Annotated in this window: 15 protein-coding genes and 1 pseudogene; 11 read left to right on the top strand and 5 right to left on the bottom strand. The window is 71.1% G+C overall.

Annotated features, from left to right (window positions below):
- Nucleotides 1–6: 6 nt before the first annotated feature.
- The 5 genes from PV341_RS11310 (at nt 7) to PV341_RS11290 (ending at nt 4426) form a co-directional block, all read left to right on the top strand.
- Nucleotides 7–666: a response regulator transcription factor gene (locus PV341_RS11310; RefSeq protein ID WP_500357572.1), complete on the top strand. Its 660-nt coding sequence runs from the start codon at nt 7–9 to the stop codon at nt 664–666.
- Nucleotides 663–1997: a sensor histidine kinase gene (locus PV341_RS11305; RefSeq protein ID WP_500357570.1), complete on the top strand. Its 1335-nt coding sequence runs from the start codon at nt 663–665 to the stop codon at nt 1995–1997. The genes PV341_RS11310 and PV341_RS11305 overlap by 4 nt, the downstream gene beginning before the upstream one ends.
- 118 nt (nt 1998–2115) lie before the next feature.
- Complete coding sequence (locus tag PV341_RS11300; RefSeq protein ID WP_500357568.1) at nt 2116–2844, top strand: MgtC/SapB family protein; 729 nt, start codon at nt 2116–2118, stop codon at nt 2842–2844.
- A gap of 68 nt (nt 2845–2912) precedes the next feature.
- The gene (locus tag PV341_RS11295) at nt 2913–3797 is read left to right on the top strand and encodes a class I SAM-dependent methyltransferase (RefSeq protein ID WP_500357566.1); all 885 of its coding nucleotides are present in this window, start codon (nt 2913–2915) and stop codon (nt 3795–3797) included.
- Nucleotides 3797–4426: a TetR/AcrR family transcriptional regulator gene (locus tag PV341_RS11290; RefSeq protein ID WP_500327552.1), complete on the top strand. Its 630-nt coding sequence runs from the start codon at nt 3797–3799 to the stop codon at nt 4424–4426. Before PV341_RS11295 ends, PV341_RS11290 begins: the two co-directional genes overlap by 1 nt.
- 12 nt (nt 4427–4438) lie before the next feature.
- On the opposite strand, the gene PV341_RS11285 is transcribed toward PV341_RS11290, so the two are convergent.
- On the bottom strand, nt 4439–5629 hold the full coding sequence (locus PV341_RS11285) for an ROK family transcriptional regulator (protein WP_500327551.1): 1191 nt from the start codon (nt 5627–5629) through the stop codon (nt 4439–4441).
- 265 nt (nt 5630–5894) lie between these two features.
- Here PV341_RS11285 and mmsA point away from each other — a divergent pair, with 265 nt between their 5' ends.
- The 3 genes from mmsA (at nt 5895) to PV341_RS11270 (ending at nt 9929) form a co-directional block, all read left to right on the top strand.
- Complete coding sequence (mmsA, locus tag PV341_RS11280) at nt 5895–7442, top strand: multiple monosaccharide ABC transporter ATP-binding protein (RefSeq protein WP_500357564.1); 1548 nt, start codon at nt 5895–5897, stop codon at nt 7440–7442.
- Entirely contained in the window at nt 7439–8737 is a 1299-nt protein-coding gene (gene mmsB / locus PV341_RS11275) for a multiple monosaccharide ABC transporter permease (RefSeq protein WP_500327547.1), read from the top strand. The genes mmsA and mmsB overlap by 4 nt, the downstream gene beginning before the upstream one ends.
- Before the next feature lie 79 nt (nt 8738–8816).
- Nucleotides 8817–9929 carry a substrate-binding domain-containing protein gene (locus PV341_RS11270; RefSeq protein WP_500357562.1) on the top strand — a complete coding sequence of 371 codons (1113 nt, stop codon included), beginning with the start codon at nt 8817–8819 and terminating at the stop codon, nt 9927–9929.
- 112 nt (nt 9930–10041) lie between these two features.
- Here the strand turns inward: PV341_RS11270 and PV341_RS11265 are convergent, their stop codons facing one another.
- Nucleotides 10042–10389 (bottom strand): hypothetical protein, encoded by a 348-nt coding sequence (locus PV341_RS11265; RefSeq protein ID WP_500327545.1) that lies wholly within the window; start codon nt 10387–10389, stop codon nt 10042–10044.
- A gap of 528 nt (nt 10390–10917) precedes the next feature.
- Nucleotides 10918–11373: a carboxymuconolactone decarboxylase family protein gene (locus PV341_RS11260; protein WP_500327697.1), complete on the bottom strand. Its 456-nt coding sequence runs from the start codon at nt 11371–11373 to the stop codon at nt 10918–10920.
- 178 nt (nt 11374–11551) lie between these two features.
- Between PV341_RS11260 and PV341_RS11255 the strand changes: the two genes are divergently transcribed.
- A complete protein-coding gene (locus PV341_RS11255; RefSeq protein WP_500357561.1) occupies nt 11552–14032 on the top strand; it encodes a helix-turn-helix domain-containing protein in 2481 nt (826 codons plus the stop codon).
- A 226-nt stretch (nt 14033–14258) separates the two neighbouring features.
- Here the strand turns inward: PV341_RS11255 and PV341_RS11250 are convergent, their stop codons facing one another.
- Nucleotides 14259–15038, bottom strand: a complete 780-nt coding sequence (locus PV341_RS11250; RefSeq protein ID WP_500327539.1) for an SDR family oxidoreductase — start codon at nt 15036–15038, stop codon at nt 14259–14261.
- A gap of 77 nt (nt 15039–15115) precedes the next feature.
- Between PV341_RS11250 and PV341_RS11245 the strand changes: the two genes are divergently transcribed.
- Together PV341_RS11245 and PV341_RS11240 are read left to right on the top strand one after the other, a co-directional pair.
- Nucleotides 15116–15700 carry a TetR/AcrR family transcriptional regulator gene (locus tag PV341_RS11245; protein WP_500327537.1) on the top strand — a complete coding sequence of 195 codons (585 nt, stop codon included), beginning with the start codon at nt 15116–15118 and terminating at the stop codon, nt 15698–15700.
- A 217-nt stretch (nt 15701–15917) separates the two neighbouring features.
- Nucleotides 15918–16235 (top strand): annotated as a pseudogene (locus PV341_RS11240) (SDR family oxidoreductase); the annotation flags it as partial.
- A gap of 85 nt (nt 16236–16320) precedes the next feature.
- Here the strand turns inward: PV341_RS11240 and PV341_RS11235 are convergent.
- Nucleotides 16321–16761 (bottom strand): ATP-binding protein, encoded by a 441-nt coding sequence (locus tag PV341_RS11235; RefSeq protein WP_500357559.1) that lies wholly within the window; start codon nt 16759–16761, stop codon nt 16321–16323.
- Nucleotides 16762–16805: the final 44 nt, after the last annotated feature.

Below are 16805 nucleotides of genomic sequence, written 5' to 3'. Positions count from 1 at the left end.
GTACCCATGCGCCTGCTGATCGTGGAGGACGAGCGGAGCCTCGCCGCTTCGCTGGCCAAGGGGCTGACCGCCGAGGGCTTCGGCGTGGACGTGGTCCACGACGGCGACGAAGCGCTGCACCAGGCCGGGCAGCGGACCTACGACCTGATCCTGCTGGACATCATGCTGCCCGGCATGAACGGCTACCGCGTCTGTGCCGCCTTGCGGGCCGCCGGAGACGACACGCCGATCCTGATGCTGACCGCCAAGGACGGGGTGTACGACGAGGCGGAGGGCCTGGACACCGGGGCCGACGACTACCTGACGAAGCCCTTCGCCTACGTCGTGCTCCTGGCCCGCGTTCGCGCGCTGCTGCGACGGCGTTCCCACGGAGGCTCACCGGTGGTCACCATCGGTGGGCTGACCGTCGAGCCCGCCCGCCGCCGGGTCACCCGCGACGGGACCGAGGTCCCGCTCACCGCGCGGGAGTTCGCGGTGCTGGAGCACCTGGTGCTGAACGCCGGCGAGGTGGTCACCAAGGCCGACATCATCGAGCACGTGTGGGACTTCGCCTACAGCGGCGACTCCAACATCGTCGAGGTCTACGTCAGCGCCCCGCGGCGCAAGCTCGGGGCCGCCACCATCCGCACCGTCCGCGGCGCTGGATACGTGATGGAGGCCGGATGAGGTCCGTCCGCGCCCGCACGGCCCTGTCCGCCACCGCGGTGGTGGGCGTCGCCCTGGTCCTGGCGGGCCTCGGGCTCGTCCTCGCGCTCCGGGCCAACCTCACCGGTCAGGCCGGCCTGCGGGCCGAGATCGCCGCGCGTGAGGTGACGGCCCAGATCGCCGCCGGGACCTCGTACGGCCGCCTCGACCTGCCGGACGGCGACGAGTACCCGGTCCGGGTCGCCGACGCCCGCGGCGGTCTCCTCGCGGCCGGAGAGGACGTGCAGCGGATCACCGGAGCGCCGGTACCGGACACGGACGGCGACACCGAGTCCGAGGCCGAGCACGGCACCGGGACCGCCACCGTGGACGGCACGCAGGCGTCGTACCGGTTCGCCGTCCTCTCGGGGGAACGCGACGGTGAGCGCTACACCGTCACCGCGGGGGCCTCCCTCGCCGCCGAACAGGACGCGGTCCGTACGGCGGTGGTCTTCCTGCTGGCCGGACTGCCCGTCATGCTCGCCGTGGTCTGGACGGTGACCTGGCTCGCCGCACGCAACGCGCTGCGCCCGGTCGACGCCATCCGCGCCGAGATGGAGGCCATCACCTCCAGCACCGACCTCTCCCGCAGGGTTCCCGTCTCCCCGGCCCGGGACGAGGTGGCCCGGCTCGCCCGCGCCACCAATGACACGCTCACGGCCCTGGAATCCGCCGTCGAACGGCAACGGCGGTTCGTCGCCGACGCCTCCCACGAACTGCGCAGCCCGATCGCGGCGCTGCGCACCGAACTGGAGGTGGCGAGCGCCCATCCGGCCCTGCTGGACCTGGACGTCGCGGTGAACGACGTGGCCAGGCTCCAGACGCTCGCCTCCGACCTCCTCCTGCTCGCCCGATTCGACGCGGGGGAGGAGATGCCCATGGAGCCGGTCGCCCTGGACGAGTTGGCCCGCGAGAGGGCCGCCCTGCGCTCCGGCCGGGTGCCCGTGACCGTCGACGCGACGGACGCCGTGACGGTACGCGGTGACCGCCGGGGGCTCGAACGCCTCCTGGACAACCTCCTGGACAACGCCCAGCGTCACGCCGGCGACTCGGTCGCGGTGCGTGTCACCCGCGACGGACGGGGGGCCCTGCTGGAGGTGACCGACGACGGTCCGGGCATCCCGGCGGCCGACCGTGAACGCGTCTTCGACCGCTTCATCCGGCTGGACGAGTCCCGTGCCCGCGACGCGGGAGGTGCCGGGCTCGGTCTGGCCATCGTCCGCGACATCGTCCACCGCCACGGCGGGCAGGCCGATGCCGGTGAGGCACCCCAGGGCGGTGCGCTGCTGCGCGTGCGGCTCCCGGCGGGGTGACCGCAGGTCCTGTGCCGATCCGCGACCGGCGCTTTTCGCCCCCCGGATCCGGGGCACGCTCTGGGAGTTGCCGGGTGCGGCGGCCTCAGGGACGCCGTCGCATGGGGCGGAGGTGTTCATGGCCGAGGTGGCGGCGCCGCTGTGGGACGTGGGGAACGGGCAGGGGCTGCGGCAACCGGCGGAGCTCGGGCCGGCCCTGCTGCTCTCCAGCCTGATCGGCTGGGAGCGGGCGGCGCAACAGAAGAGCGCGGGGCTGCGCACCCACACGCTGGTCGGTGTCGCCAGCGCGTTGATGATGGAGGTCTCCCAGCACGGCTTCACCAATGTGCTCGGGCTGGACAACGTCTCCTTCGACCCGTCCGGTGTGGCCGCCCAGATCGTCTCGGGGATCGGGTTCATCGGCGGCGGCCTGATCTTCGTGCGCAGGGACGCGGTGCGCGGTCTGACCACGGCGGCCACCGTGTGGCTCACTTGTGCGATCGGCATGGCCTGCGGGGGCGGGCTGCCGATCCTGGCGCTGGCCGTCACGGCCCTGCACTTCCTGGTGGTACGGGGTTACCCCCGGCTGGTCCCGCGCCTGCTGCCCGGGGCGACGGCGACGGTCTCCGAGCTGCGCCTGACCTACCGCACGGGCACCGCCCTGCTGCCCCGGCTGATGGAGACCTGCACGCGGCTCGGGTTCCGCATCCGGGAGGTGAGGGTGGAGAGGCTGCCGGGCCGGACCGATGCCGCCGCCCGGGTCCTGCTCGAGGTCGAGGGTACGGCCGACCCCGGCCGGCTGGCTTCGGAGCTCTTCCGGTACGACGGCGTCCTCGAGGTCGGGATGACCCCGTCCGACGAGGAGTGACACCCTGCCGCCGGAGGCCGTCCGCCGCCCTGAATAAAAAATGGATGTGCATTCATTATGATGGAGCCATGCAGAGCACACCCAGCCGCACCGCGCAGCACGTCGCGCTCTTCCGGGCGCTGGAGTCGGTGCGCCCGGGGCCGCGCCTGTTCATCGACCCGTACGCCGCCTCGTGCCTCGGTCCCGGCTACCGCCTGGCCGTGACGATCGCCCGTTGTCCGGGCGTGGCGCGGTTCCTTGAGCGGTGGATCGACCGGCGCTGGCCCGCAGGTCCGCGCGCCTCGGCCGTGGTCCGCACCCGGCTGATCGACGACCTGGTCGTGGACGCCCTGGAACACGGCGCCCGGCAACTCGTCCTGCTGGGCGCCGGCTACGACAGCCGGGCCTTCCGCCTGGACGCGGCGCACGACGCCACCGTCCTGGAGGTCGACCACCCGGCGACGCAGGCGGCCAAGCGGGGGCTGGCCGCCACCTGGTCCGCCCGGGCGGGCCTGCCGGGCGACGGCATCCGCTTCGTTCCCGTGGACCTGATGCACCAGGACCTCGGCGACGCCCTGCGCGAGGCGGGACTGACCGGCGACCGGGCGGTGGTGGTGTGGGAGGGCGTGACGAACTACCTCGACGCGCCGTCGGTGCACGCCACGCTGACGGCGCTCTCCACGACGCTGGCGCCCGGGAGCCGGATCGTCCTCACCTACATGGACCGAAGGGCCCTGGACGGCACCGGTGACTTCGACGGCGTCACAGCGTGGGCGGACGCGGTGCGTACGGCCGGGGAACCCTTCACCTTCGGCTTCCTCCCGGACGAGCTCCGGGCGTACCTGGCCGAGCGGGGACTGGAGCTCACCTCGGACCGGTCGGCGAGGGAGGCAGCCGCGCAGTACCTGGAGCCCCTGGGGCGGCACGAGCCGGCCGCGCCCTTCTACCGGATCGCCCAGGCCGAGGTGTTGTGATGCCCAAGGTCAGTGAGGAGCACCTGCGGGCGCGGCGCGCGCAGATCCTCGACGCCGCCGCCCGCTGCTTCGCCCGTACGGGCTTCCACCGCACCACCATCCAGGACATCGCGGCCGAGTCCGGATTCAGCGCCGGCCTGGTCTACCGCTACTTCGCCGACAAGGACGACATGGTCGCGGCCATCGCGGACCGGTGGCACGACGACCAGGCCCGCCGACTGCACCTGGACGACCCCGCCGGGCACACCGCCGACGCCTTCCGGGAGGTCGCCGGAGGCTACCTGGAACTCCTGCGCTCACTCGCGGGCTCCGACGAGCGGCAGCGCGTGCAACTCGGCGTCCAGATCTGGGCCGAGGCCCTTCGGGCACCCCGGGTGCACGCGGTGGCACGCGAGGGTGTGGACCGTCCCCGCGCCGTCATCACCGACCTCGTCCGGGCGGCCCAGGAGCGCGGCGAGCTGGACGCCGCGTGGCCTGCCGACGGCCTGGCCCGGGTGTTCGTCGCGATCTACCAGGGGCTGGCGCTGCAGACCGCCTGGGATCCCGGACTGGACCACGCCGCCTACGCCGCGGCGGTCGAGCGCCTCATCGGCGCGCTGGTGCTCCGGCCTGATCCTCCGTCGCCCTGAAGCACGCGCACCTCAGTCCAGCACGAGCGACGACAACTGCGGCGAGTACGTGGCGTGCAGCACGAGCGCGGCGCTGCCCACGACGGCCGCGTCCGCGCCGAGGGGGGAGGCTGCGACCTGGACGACGCGGATGTGCCGGGCCAGGGGTCGTGAGGCCAGTGCGGAGGCGACGGCGTCGACGTAGCGGGACTCCACGTGCTGGATGCCGTGACCGCCGAGGATGATGAGGTCCACGTCGATGAAGTTGGCGATGGTCACGGCGACCGTGGCCACGTGACGCGCGGCCTCGTCGATGACCGCGGCCGCGATCGGGTCGCCGGTTCCGGCCGCGCGCTGGACCGCGGCGTGGTCGACGGAGGCCGGGTCCCGGTCGTACGCGGGGGACAGCACACTGCCGCCCGGCTTGTCGGTGAGGCGGCGGTGCGTCTCGGCCACGATCGCGGACGGGTTGGCCAGTCCCTCCAGGCAGCCCCGGTTGCCGCAGTAGCACTCCGGCCCGTCCGACAGCACCGTCGAGTGGCCGAACTCGCCGGCGTTGAGCGAACCGCCACGGTAGACCTGGTGGTTGAGGACCAGACCACCGCCGATGCCGGTGCCGAAGAACAGGTAGGCGAAGTTCGCCACGCCCCGGCCCGCGCCGGACCAGCGCTCGCCGACCGCGGCGGCCGTGGCGTCGTTGTCGAGCGTCACCGGAAGGCCGGTCGCGTCACTGAGCATCTGCTGCAGCGGGACCCGCGTCCAGTGCGCGAGCTGGGGCGGGGCGACGATCATGCCGCTGCGCTGGTCGATCGGCCCAGGGGTGGCGAGGCCCAGCCCCAGGACGTTGGCGCGCGGCACGTCCGCCTCGGCGAGCACCTCGGCGACCAGGTCGGCCATGGCGGCCACCACGTGCGTCGGATCGGTACCGGGAGGCGTGGGGTGCCGTCTGACGACCAGTGGCCGGCCGAGCAGGTCGACCACGGAGCAGGTGAGTTCGACCGGGTCGAAGACGAGGCCGACCGCGTTGCCGGCGTCCGCGTTGACCCGCAGGGTGGTGCGGGGCTTGCCGCCGCCCGCGCCACGACTGGCCCCGTCCTCCCGCACGATGCCCTCGTCCAGCAGACGGCGCACGATCCCCGAGACGGTCTGCGGGGTCAGTCCCGTCTTCTGGGCGATCTCGACCCGGCTGATCCCGTCGGCGAGTTGGATCTGGTCCAGGACCACCGCCCGGTTGTACCGCCCGACTTTGGGGAGGTTTGTTCCTGCTTGCCGCACACGCGTTCCTCTCTTACCGCAATGACGATACCGCTCAAGGGCGTTGACTTAGTAAAACAAATGGATTTAAAGTCCGGTGCCCAAGCCGCAACAGGTCCGGCATGGAGGCACGGCGCAGTGTCATCGGAGGCAAGTTGATGTCCACGAAATGTCGCATCCCAGGGGAGGCGGGCCCGCGTGATCGCCGCGGCGTCCGCAGCGTGGAGCTCCGCGCATGAGCCGCGCCCCGATGCTGCTGGAGATGCGGTCCATCACCAAGACGTTCCCCGGCGTGACGGCGCTCGCGGACGTCAACCTGGTGGTGAAGGAGGGGGAGATCCACGCGATCTGCGGCGAGAACGGCGCAGGCAAGTCCACCCTCATGAAGGTGCTGAGCGGGGTCCACCCGCACGGCAGTTACACCGGCGAGATCGTCTACCGCGGCGACACCGTGAGGTTCCACGACATCCGGGCCAGCGAGCAGGCCGGCATCGTCATCATCCACCAGGAACTGGCGCTGGTCCCTGGCATGTCGATCACGGAGAACATCTTCCTCGGCAACGAGCCGCGCAAACGCGGCTCGATCGACTGGAGGGCCGCACAGCACCGCGCGGTGGAGCTGATGGAGCGGGTCGGCCTCAAGGAGGACCCGGACACGCTCGTCAAGGACATCGGCGTCGGCAAGCAGCAACTCGTCGAGATCGCCAAGGCGTTCGCCAAGGACGTGAAGCTGCTCATCCTCGACGAGCCGACCGCGGCCCTGAACGAGACCGACTCGCAGCACCTGCTCGACCTACTGCGCGACTTCCGGGACCGTGGCATCACCTCCATCATGATCTCCCACAAGCTGAACGAGATCGAGGCGGTCGCCGACACCATCACCATCCTGCGCGACGGCCGGACGATCGAGAGCCTCGACGTCGAGGCCGACGGCGTGAACGAGGACCGCATCGTGCGCGGCATGGTCGGCCGCGAACTCGACAGCCGGTTCCCCGACCACACGCCCGACATCGGCGAGGTGTTCTTCGAGGTCCTCGACTGGACCGTGCGGCATCCCGCGTCCGACGAACGGCTCGTGTGCAAGGGGTCCAGCTTCACGGTGCGGCGCGGTGAGATCGTCGGGTTCGCAGGCCTCATGGGCGCCGGGCGCACCGAACTCGCGATGAGCCTGTTCGGCCGCTCCTACGGCACGTTCCTGTCGGGACGGGTCTTCAAGGACGGCAAGGAGATCCACCTCAAGACGGTGCCGGAGGCCATCCGGCACGGCCTCGCCTACGTCAGCGAGGACCGCAAGTCGGTCGGCCTCAACCTGCTGGACGACATCAAGACCTCGATGGTGGCCGCCAAGCTGTCGAAGATCTCCCGCCACCAGGTCATCGACCCGGTGAGCGAGCACCGGATCGCCGAGGAGTACCGGCAGAACCTGAGGATCAAGACCCCCAGCGTGGACGAGGAGGTCGTGAAGCTCTCCGGCGGCAACCAGCAGAAGGTCGTCCTCGCCAAGTGGATGTTCACCGACCCCGACCTGCTCATCCTCGACGAGCCCACCCGCGGGATCGACGTGGGCGCCAAGTACGAGATCTACGGGATCATCCAGCGGCTGGTCGGCCAGGGCAAGGGCGTCGTCGTCATCTCCTCGGAGCTGCCCGAGCTCATCGGACTCTGCGACCGCATCTACACCGTGTTCGAAGGCGCCATCACCGGTGAGGTGACACGCCGCGACGCGAACCCGGAACTCCTCATGAAACAGATGACCTCTATGAAGAAGACACCGAGCCCATGAGCCGCATCACAGACCTGCAGAAGAACCTCTTCGGAGGCTCGACCTCCAACGCCCGCCAGTTCGGCATGATCGCCACGCTCGTCGCGATCGTGCTCCTGTTCCAGATCTGGACGGGAGGGCTGACCCTGACCTCCGGCAACCTCATCGCCGTGGTCAGCCAGTACTCCTACATCCTGATCCTGGCCATCGGCATGCTGATGGTGATCGTCGCCGGGCACATCGACCTCTCGGTCGGCTCGGTGGCGGCGTTCACCGGGATCGTGGTCGCCAAGACGATGCAGGAGCACTCGCTCCCCTGGCCCCTGGGCATCGTGCTCGGCCTGCTCGTCGGCGCGGCGATCGGTGCCTGGCAGGGCTTCTGGGTCGCCTACGTGGGGGTGCCGGCGTTCATCGTCACCCTGGCGGGCATGCTCCTGTTCCGTGGCGGCAACCAGTACATCGGCAACGCCGACACCGTGCCGGTCCCCACCGGATTCCGTGACATCGGCGCAGGCTTCCTGCCCGAAGTGGGCCCGGACACCGGCTACAACAACCTGACCCTCCTCCTCGGTCTGGTCGCCTGCGCGGGCGTGGCCTGGCGCGAGTGGCGGGCCCGGCAGACCCGGCGCGCCATGCACGCCGACGCCGCGCCGCTGTGGGTCACGGGGATCCGTCTGGTCGTGATGGTGGGCGTCATCGTCTTCGCGACGCTGCGCTTCGCCGGCGGCCGCGTCGGCACCAGCTTCCCGATCTCCGGGATCATCCTGATCGCCCTGGTGCTCGCGTACTCGTACTACACCCGCAACACCATCGGAGGCCGGCACATCTACGCCGTCGGAGGCAACTCCCGCGCGGCCGAACTGTCCGGCGTGAAGCTCCGGCGCGTCAACTTCCTCGTCATGATGAACATGTCCGTGCTGGCCGCGCTCGCCGGCATGATCTTCGTGGCACGGTCCGCGGCCTCCGGCCCGCAGGACGGTCTGAGCTGGGAACTCGACGCCATCGCGGCCGTATTCATCGGCGGCGCCGCCGTCTCCGGCGGCCTCGGCACCATCAGCGGCTCCATCGTCGGCGGTCTCGTCATGGCGCTGCTCAACAACGGTCTCCAACTGGAGGGCGTCGGCTCGGACATGGTCCAGATCATCAAGGGCCTGGTCCTCCTCCTCGCCGTCGCCTTCGACGTCTACAGCAAGAGCCAGGGTCGCTTCTCGATCATCGGCACCCTGATGCGTCCGTTCCGCCAGAACGAGACGTCCACACCGGTCGACCCGCCGAACCCGGCCTCCGACCCCGACAAGGCTCCGGTCGCAGGATGACCGACCGGCAGTAACCCAGGGTGCCGCATCAGGGCGGCGCTCGATTCTCCCCGCATCACCAGGAAAGGGCACAACCCACATGCGCAGAACCATCACCAGAGCCGTCGCCGTGATCGGCGCCGCCGCGCTGCTCGCCCTGGGCACGGCGTGCTCCAACGAACGCGAGGGCTCCACCGGCAAGGACACCAGCGACGCCAAGGGCGGCTTCGCGAAGGACGCCCTGGTCGGGGTCGCGCTGCCCGCGAAGACCTCGGAGAACTGGGTTCTCGCCGGTGACCTGTTCACCAACGGCCTGAAGGACGCCGGCTTCAAGGCGGACGTGCAGTACGCGGGCGCCTCGACCACCGTTGCGGACCAGCAGGCTCAGATCTCCTCCATGGTCACCAAGGGCGCGAAGGTCATCGTCATCGGTGCGACCGACGCCTCGCAGCTGTCCACCCAGGTGGCGCAGGCCAAGCAGGCCGGTGCGACGATCATCGCCTACGACCGCCTCATCACCAACACCCCGGACGTCGACTACTACATCGCGTTCGACAACTTCAAGGTCGGCCAGCTGCAGGGCCAGGCGCTGCTGGACGGCATGAAGGCGAAGAAGGCGAAGGGCCCCTACACGATCGAGCTGTTCTCCGGTTCGCCGGACGACAACAACTCGAAGGTGTTCTTCGACGGCGCGATGGAGGTGCTGAAGCCCGCCATCGACAAGGGCGACATCGTTGTCGGTTCCGGTCAGACCGACATCAAGCAGACCGCGACGCAGGGCTGGAAGGCGGAGAACGCCCAGAGCCGCATGGACTCGCTGCTGAACTCCACCTACAACGGCAAGAAGACGCTCGACGGCGTGCTCTCCCCGAACGACACCCTCGCCCGGGCGATCATCACCTCGGTGAAGGGCGCCGGCAAGCCGGTCCCGGTCGTCACCGGCCAGGACTCCGAGGTCGAGTCGGTGAAGTCGATCATGGCGGGTGAGCAGTACTCCACCATCAACAAGGACACCCGCAAGCTCGTCGCCGAGACCATCAAGATGGTCCAGGCCCTGCAGACGGGCGGCAAGCCGACGATCAACGACACCAAGTCGTACAACAACGGCAGCAAGGTCGTCCCGTCGTACCTGCTCCCGCCGGTCATCGTGACGAAGGAGAACGCGGCCGAGGCCTACGCCAACGACTCGAAGCTCTCCCCGCTCACGAAGTAGTTCACGAAGCGGTCGCGCACGACCACTGCCGCCGGTGCCCCGGACCTGGTCCGGGGCACCGGCGGCAGCCGCGTTCCCGGCACCGGAGGACACCGCCGCCACGGGAGCCCGGTCAAGGGCAGCGCAGCAGCCGCCGCGGTCCGATCCCGTCGTCGTGGATGAGCCGGATCTCCGTCCTCCCGACGCCGTCGAGCCCGTGCAGGCACGGGACGTCGATCTCGTCACCGGCCATGGTGATGGCCGCCTCCTTCGCGGCGATCGCGTCGTCCGCATGGTCCACCACGTAGTAGAGCCAGGTGGCCGCGGGACCACGGGTGCGGACCCTGAACCCCACCAGCCACTTGTCCGCCGAGGTGGCGCGACACGCGGTCGCGTGCGGGCACCGTGGCGTGAGGGCGTACTCCTGGTCGTGTCCACGCGTGCCCCCGATCGCCGACACGGCCCTGGTGATCTGCAGCATGGCGCACCTCCTCACCAGGTTCCTCCGAGGATGCCCCGGCCTTCAGGCCGGGGAGGAATCGGACACCTGCGGAGCAGGGCAGGAAGGAGGGTTTCGCCCCCAGGGCGAAAGACCGGCGGGTGGTGTGTGTGTCGTGCTGAGCGAGAACCAGGCCAGCGCGACGGTGCGTTGCGAGAACCAAGCACGAGCCACCTCAGCTTTGCCGTACACAACCGGGCGGTTCCGTCCCGGCTGGTGTTGAGGGAGTAAGACCTTGCGGGTCGCTGACCTGCGGGGCTTCCTGAGCCAGGAATCCCCCTGCTTCAGTAGGGGGAGGGTTCAATCATCGGTCGTGCCCGGGTGGGACGCGGGAAGAAGTTGAGCCATCTCCCTCCTGACCGGACAGCCCCCGCCGCTGTGACAGGGTCCGGCCGCCCGAGGGACCCGGCTCAGGCCCCTGCCGCCGTGGACGGCACGGCCCAGGCGGCCGGGCACGCAGGTCCCGGGCGGCGCGTCGTGGACGCGGCCCGGGACCGGACGGCGCGCGCCTCATCCCCAGGCGCCGGCGATCTGCCGGGTCGTGGCGTTGAGCCGGTTGAACAGGTTGGTCACGCCGATCATCAGGACGATCGCGGCGAGCTGCTTCTCGTCGAAGTAGGTGGCGGCCGCGTCCCACACCTCGTCACCGACGGCCTCGGGCCGGTCGGCCAGCCGTGTGGCGGCCTCGGCCAGCGCCAGCGCCGCCCGCTCCTCCTCGCTGAAGTACGGGGCTTCCCGCCATGCGGCGACCGTCGCCAGGCGCTCGTCGCTCACCCCGGCCTTGCGGGCCGTCTTCGCGCCGCCGTCGACGCAGGCGCTGCAGCCGTTGATCTGACTGACCCGCAGATGCACCAGCTCCAGCGTCTGCCCGTCCACCCCACCGGAGTGCACGGCCTTGATCAGCTCCTGGATGGGCTGCATCGCGCCGGGCAGGACGGCGGCCGGGTTCTGCATACGGGACTGCATCATGGTTCTCCCTCTTCCGCTTCGGTTCCCCGCTCCCCGGGGCGTGACTCCATGACAGCCCTTCGGACTTGCCATGACGACGGCGGTGGGACACCGTGGGACAGCCGGAACGGCCTTGTACAGCGGCGATGCGGCCCGGAGGCGTTCTTCGGGGGCGGGACAGGAAGGCGGGGGACGGGTGGTTGCGCAGCAACGGACGGCGGAGGCCGACCCACCGGAGGAGCTGGCCGCCCGGCTCCTCATGCTCCAGGAGCTGTCCGGACGGGGCGTACGGGCCCTGGCGCGGGACACGGGCCTGAGCTCGTCGTCACTGTCGCGCTACCTCACCGGCCGGACCGTGCCGCCCTGGCCCGCCGTCGTGGCGCTCTGCCGCCTCGTCGCACGCGACCCGCGCCCGCTGCGGCCCCTGTGGGAACGGGCCTCCAACCCGCTGCCCGCGCCCCCGAGGACCAGCCGCCAGGTCCACCCCCCGACGCCGCTCGCGTCGGCCCCGCGGCCGCCCCGCAACGATCTGCCGCGTGACGCCCCCGACTTCACCGGACGCACGGACGAACTCGCCGCCGTGCTCGCTGCGGTCGGCAGCAGCAGGGTGGTCGCCGTCGACGGCATGGCGGGTGTCGGCAAGACCTGCCTGGCGGTGCACGCCGCACACCGCCTGGCCGCCGACTACCCCGACGCCCAGCTCTACCTGGACCTGCACGGGTTCACCGAGGGCCGGCGGCCGCTCGACCCCGACCCCGCGCTGCGGGCGCTCCTCGCGGCGCTCGACGTGCCCTCCGAGAGGATCCCGCAGGAAGGCGTCGAGCAACTGGCCGCCTGCTGGCGCTCGGAACTGGCGCACCGGCGCGCCGTCGTGGTCCTGGACAACGCCGCGGACGCCGCCCAGGTCCGTCCGCTGCTGCCCGGCGCGGGCCCCTCCGTCGCCCTGGTCACCAGCCGCAACCGGCTGCTGGGCCTGGAGGAGGTGCCACCGGTCTCGCTGGACGTGCTGACCCCGCAGGAGAGCACCGAACTGCTCGCCCGCGCCAGCGGCGAGCCCGGCGGGTCCGACGGGCGGCTGGCCCGCGAACCGCAAGCGGCGGCCGAGGTGCTGCGGCTGTGCGGCAACCTGCCGCTGGCCCTGCGGCTGGCCGCGGCCCGGCTCAGGCACCGGCCGGGCTGGACGGTGGGCATCCTCGTCGAGCGGATGGCGGAGGGCCCGAGCGAGTTCGACACCGCGTTCGCCATGTCGGTGAACCAGTTGGACCGTGCCCAGCGCCGCCTGTTCCGCCTGCTGAGCCTGCTGCCGGGCTCGACCTTCGACGAGTACGTCGCGGCCGCCCTCGCGGACGTGCCGCTGCGCGACACCCGGGTGATGCTCGAGGACCTGCTCGACGCCCACCTGGTCCAGCAGCCCGCCCCCGGCCGCTACCGGCTGCACGACCTGGTGCACCGGCACTCACTGCGGGCCACGACCGAGCAGGACCCGGCGGCCGATCGGGAGCGGGCACGGGGCCGGGTGCTCGACTACTACGTGCACGCGGCGGCCGCCGCCGACGCCACCATGCCCTTCCTCTCCCGCAGCCGGGAGGCCTGTGCGGGCCCGGCCCCTGCGGAGCTGCCGCGGTTCACCGACAAGTACGCCGCCCTCGCCTGGTTCGGCGCCGAGTACACCAATCTGCTGGCCGCCTTCGAGGCGGCCCTCGCCGCCGGTGCCGACGCCCATGTGTGCGAACTGCCGCGCTTCATGAGGTCGTACTTTGCCCGGCGCTGCGGCACCACACAGCTCAACTCCCTCTTCGAGGGCTCGCTGGCCGCCGCCCGGCGGCTGGGCGACCCGCGGCAACTCGGGGAGGCGCACAGCGATCTGGGCTTCGCACGCCACAACGCGGGCCGGATGGCGGAGGCCGGTGCCGCGTATGAGGCGGCCACCGCCCTGGTGGGGGAGGCGGGGGACGTCCGGGCCGAGGCCGAACTGGCGATGCGGCGCGGCTACCTGAGGTGGGACCAGGGGTACGTCGAGGAGCCGCTGGAGTTGTTCCGGCTGGCGGGGAAGCTGTACGCGGACGCCGACTGCCCGATGGGCACGGCCCACGCCACCGCCTACGAGGCCTGGGCCATGCTGCAGCTGGGGCATGGCGAGGAAGCGGCGCGACTGGCCCGCGAGGCGCTGGAGATCCCGCACGCCGACCCCGCGTGGCCGCCGGCGCTCACCGCGCTCATCACCCTCGGGGTGGCCATCGCGCGCGAGGAACCCGGACGCGCCTGCGGCCATCTGCACCACGCCCTCGCGCTGGCCCGTGAGGACGGGCACCGGCACAACGAGGCCTGGTGCCTGAACTGCCTGGGTGTCGCCCTGCGACGGATGGGCCGCTACGAGGAGGCGCTGGCCAGCCATCGCGAGGCCTTCGCGCTGCTCGACGAGCTCTTCGAGGAGCAGTGGAAGATCCACTTCCTCAACGGCTACGCCGAGACCTGCCGGTTGGCCGGTCTGCCGGAGGAGGCCCTGCGGCTGCACCGGCAGGCGCTCGACCTCGCCCCGCGGGTGGGGTACCGGTACGAGGAGGCGCTGGCCCACGAGGGGATCGCCGCGGTGCTCGACGCCACGGATCCGTCCGCCGCCGCCCAGCACCGCGCGGCCGGACAGGCGATCCTGCGCGAGCTGGTCCCGGGCGCCTGACGCGGGGCGACAGGTCGCGGCGGGGACGTAGGGGAGGCCCGAGGACGGTTTCGACGTGACGGACTCCCTGCCGATGCTCAGCGATACCGGGGTGTTGGCGGCGAAGGAGAACCTGACGTCGGGCGCGTTGCCGGTCAACTGCTCGACCTGACGCCCGGCGGCGTGGGACAGCTTTCGCGCCGCCGGGGTCGTTGTGGACCGTACAAGAGGCTGACCGGACCGGGAGCTAGATGAGGGGGAGTTCACCGCCGTCGACTGTCAGGCTCACTCCGGTGACCCACTGAGCCCGGTCCGATGCGAGGTAGGCGACGGCCTCGGCGATGTCGCGCGGGTCTCCGGGACGACCCAGAGGGATGCCCGCTGTGGTGGCGGCAAGCGGGACGTCCATCGCGTCGGCGAAGTTCTGGCGGATCGCGTCGGCGCCCGGGGTGAGCACGTTGCCGGGGATGATCGTGGTGACGCGGATTCCGGCAGGCGCGAGCTCGGAAGCGAGCGCTTTGCTGTAGGTGTTAAGGGCGGCCTTGGCTGCACCGTAGTGAGCCAATGGCGGCGCCGGCGTGAGGGCCGCTCCCGATGAGATGTTGACGATCACGCTGCCCGACCCGGCCTCGCGCAGCGCCGGCAGCAGCGCGTTGTTGACCCTCACGGCGGACAGGTAGTTGAGGTCGAGTGCGTCGATCCATTCCTCATCGGGGATGGATGAGACGCCCCCGATGTGGGCGCGTGCCGCCGCCGCGTTGTTGACCACGATGTCGACGCCGCCGAGTACGTCGAGCGCTGCCGCAGTGAATGCCCGCACACCCGCGAGCGTGCCGATGTCGCCCTGAATGAAGGTGGCGGCCTTCGGCGTCTCGTCGGAGGCGTTACGCGCCGTGGTGACGACGGTCGCGCCGCCGTCGAGCAGCCGCTGCACGATGGCCGCGCCGATTCCGCGACTGCCTCCCGTGACGATCGCGCGCTTTCCTGCGAACTCGGTGGTGTCGGGTGAAGTGCCAGTTCTGAACATACGGTCCAATATACAGGTTCTGGACCGAACGTCCAGAAGATCTGGACCGATGGTTCAGAACGGCCTACCATGGAGGCATGGGGCGACCACGGAAATTCAGCGAGCAAGACGTCCTGGCCGCTGTGCATCGGCAGTTCAACGAAACCGGCTACCACGGAACCTCGGTCGACGATCTCTCCCGCGCGACAGGGCTCAGCAAGGGAAGCCTCTACGGCGCGTTCGGCGACAAGGAGGCCCTGTTCCAGCGAATATTCGAGGAGTACTGCGCAAACTCCGACGAGGGCGCCGCCGCCCTGCTCGAAGGCCCGGAGGACCAGGCCCTCGACCGCCTCCGCAAATGGCTCACGGCGCCGGACGACCACACCGGTCAGCCCGGCTGTCTGCTGGCCAAGGCCACGGCCGAACTGGCGTCGGAGAACGAGGCCATCGCGACCAGGTCACTCGCGGCGTTCGAAGTGCTGCTCGACAGCTGCCGCCGGCTTGTCGAGCAGGCGCAGCGCGCCGGGCACCTGGATCCGGCCGCCGACGCCGAGGCGCTCGGCGGACTGATCCTCACCACGCATCGCGGGCTCGAAGCGCTCGCCAAGGCAGGGGTCGACGTGAAGACCAGGAACCGAATCGCCGACGCCGCGATCGACAGCATCGCACTGCCTATTTCTTGATCCTGGAGCCGGCAGTTCCCGTCTGCGGCGCGGCAGACCTTGGTGCTCAGTCCTCTGCGGGAGCGGCCGGTGGCATCGTGGGGCTCGCCGGCCGGAGCCCTTTTCCACGGGCCCCGGCCGCGTGCTGATGCGTGCGCACGATGGTGCAGTCCACCGAGACCGCCCAATTCAGGTCCTCATCGGCGTCGGCCTGGGTCGTCAGCTCGGTGAAGACCCGCTCTCGTCCGTGTCCGGCCACCGGGTGGACCCGACGGCGGCGGTCTACCGCGCCACCAAGTTCGCCGTCGCCGCGCTCTCCGAGGGGCTGCGCCAGGAGAGCCGGGACGTCCGCGTCACGGTCGTCAGCCCCGGCTTCACCCGGAGCGAGCTGACCGACCGCGGCGGATCCGAGGAGGCCCGGGCCGCCGCCCACGCGGCCGCCGAGCGGTTGGCGATCCCGGCGTCCGCCATCGCCGACGCCATCGCCTTCGCCGTCGACCGGCCCGCGGACGTCGACGTCAACGAACTCGTCGTACGCCCCACCGCGCAGGGCTGAGCGCCCGCCTCCGGTGGCGGTCGCCGCCCGCGTACGCGGGCGCGGGATCCGGTGCGGACCCCGCGCCGTACGATGCCGCCGGGGGTCAGGCGGCGGCGGGAGCGAGTTCGGCCCAGTGGGTGGAGCGGCCGGTCTCCCAGCGGTCGCCGTGCGCCGAGGCCACCTGGTCCACGATGGTCAGGCCCCGGCCGTGTTCGCAGGCGCCGCAGCTGGCGGCCCATTCCCCGACGGAGGCGGCCGGTCCGCCGTCGGTGACCTCCACGCGGACCTGCCCGGTGCTGCGGTCGCGGTCCAGGTGGAGCACGACGGGCGGCCGGGCGTATTCGAAGGCGTTGGTGACGAGTTCCGAGACGACCAGCAGGATCTCGTCGGCAGTGGCTGCCGGCACCTGCCAGCGGTGCAGGGCTTCCTTGGTGAGTTTGCGGGCTTCTGCGGGGGCTTCGGGCCGGTAGGTGAGCGCCCAGCTTTCTGTTTGGGCCGGCAGGGACTGCCGGCCCGGCCGCTGCCCTGCGTCGACGGTATCCATCCCATCCCTCTCGTTGTACCTCCAGGTACAACACGGGCGGGTCA

Origin of the sequence: Streptomyces sp. PA03-1a, assembly GCF_033792805.1 — a bacterium.
GTDB lineage: Bacteria > Actinomycetota > Actinomycetes > Streptomycetales > Streptomycetaceae > Actinacidiphila.
This window is presented reverse-complemented; position numbering and strand designations above follow the sequence as displayed.

Bases quoted from the DNA above. Each gene is read 5' to 3' on its own strand.
- PV341_RS11245 (WP_500327537.1), top strand. From the start codon at position 15,116: ATGGGGCGACCACGGAAATTCAGCGAGCAAGACGTCCTGGCCGCTGTG.
- PV341_RS11265 (WP_500327545.1), bottom strand. From the start codon at position 10,389: ATGCTGCAGATCACCAGGGCCGTGTCGGCGATCGGGGGCACGCGTGGA.
- PV341_RS11250 (WP_500327539.1), bottom strand. From the start codon at position 15,038: ATGTTCAGAACTGGCACTTCACCCGACACCACCGAGTTCGCAGGAAAG.
- PV341_RS11290 (WP_500327552.1), top strand. From the start codon at position 3,797: ATGCCCAAGGTCAGTGAGGAGCACCTGCGGGCGCGGCGCGCGCAGATC.
- mmsB (WP_500327547.1), top strand. From the start codon at position 7,439: ATGAGCCGCATCACAGACCTGCAGAAGAACCTCTTCGGAGGCTCGACC.
- PV341_RS11300 (WP_500357568.1), top strand. From the start codon at position 2,116: ATGGCCGAGGTGGCGGCGCCGCTGTGGGACGTGGGGAACGGGCAGGGG.
- PV341_RS11260 (WP_500327697.1), bottom strand. From the start codon at position 11,373: ATGCAGTCCCGTATGCAGAACCCGGCCGCCGTCCTGCCCGGCGCGATG.
- mmsA (WP_500357564.1), top strand. From the start codon at position 5,895: ATGAGCCGCGCCCCGATGCTGCTGGAGATGCGGTCCATCACCAAGACG.
- PV341_RS11295 (WP_500357566.1), top strand. From the start codon at position 2,913: ATGCAGAGCACACCCAGCCGCACCGCGCAGCACGTCGCGCTCTTCCGG.
- PV341_RS11305 (WP_500357570.1), top strand. From the start codon at position 663: ATGAGGTCCGTCCGCGCCCGCACGGCCCTGTCCGCCACCGCGGTGGTG.
- PV341_RS11235 (WP_500357559.1), bottom strand. From the start codon at position 16,761: ATGGATACCGTCGACGCAGGGCAGCGGCCGGGCCGGCAGTCCCTGCCG.
- PV341_RS11270 (WP_500357562.1), top strand. From the start codon at position 8,817: ATGCGCAGAACCATCACCAGAGCCGTCGCCGTGATCGGCGCCGCCGCG.
- PV341_RS11310 (WP_500357572.1), top strand. From the start codon at position 7: ATGCGCCTGCTGATCGTGGAGGACGAGCGGAGCCTCGCCGCTTCGCTG.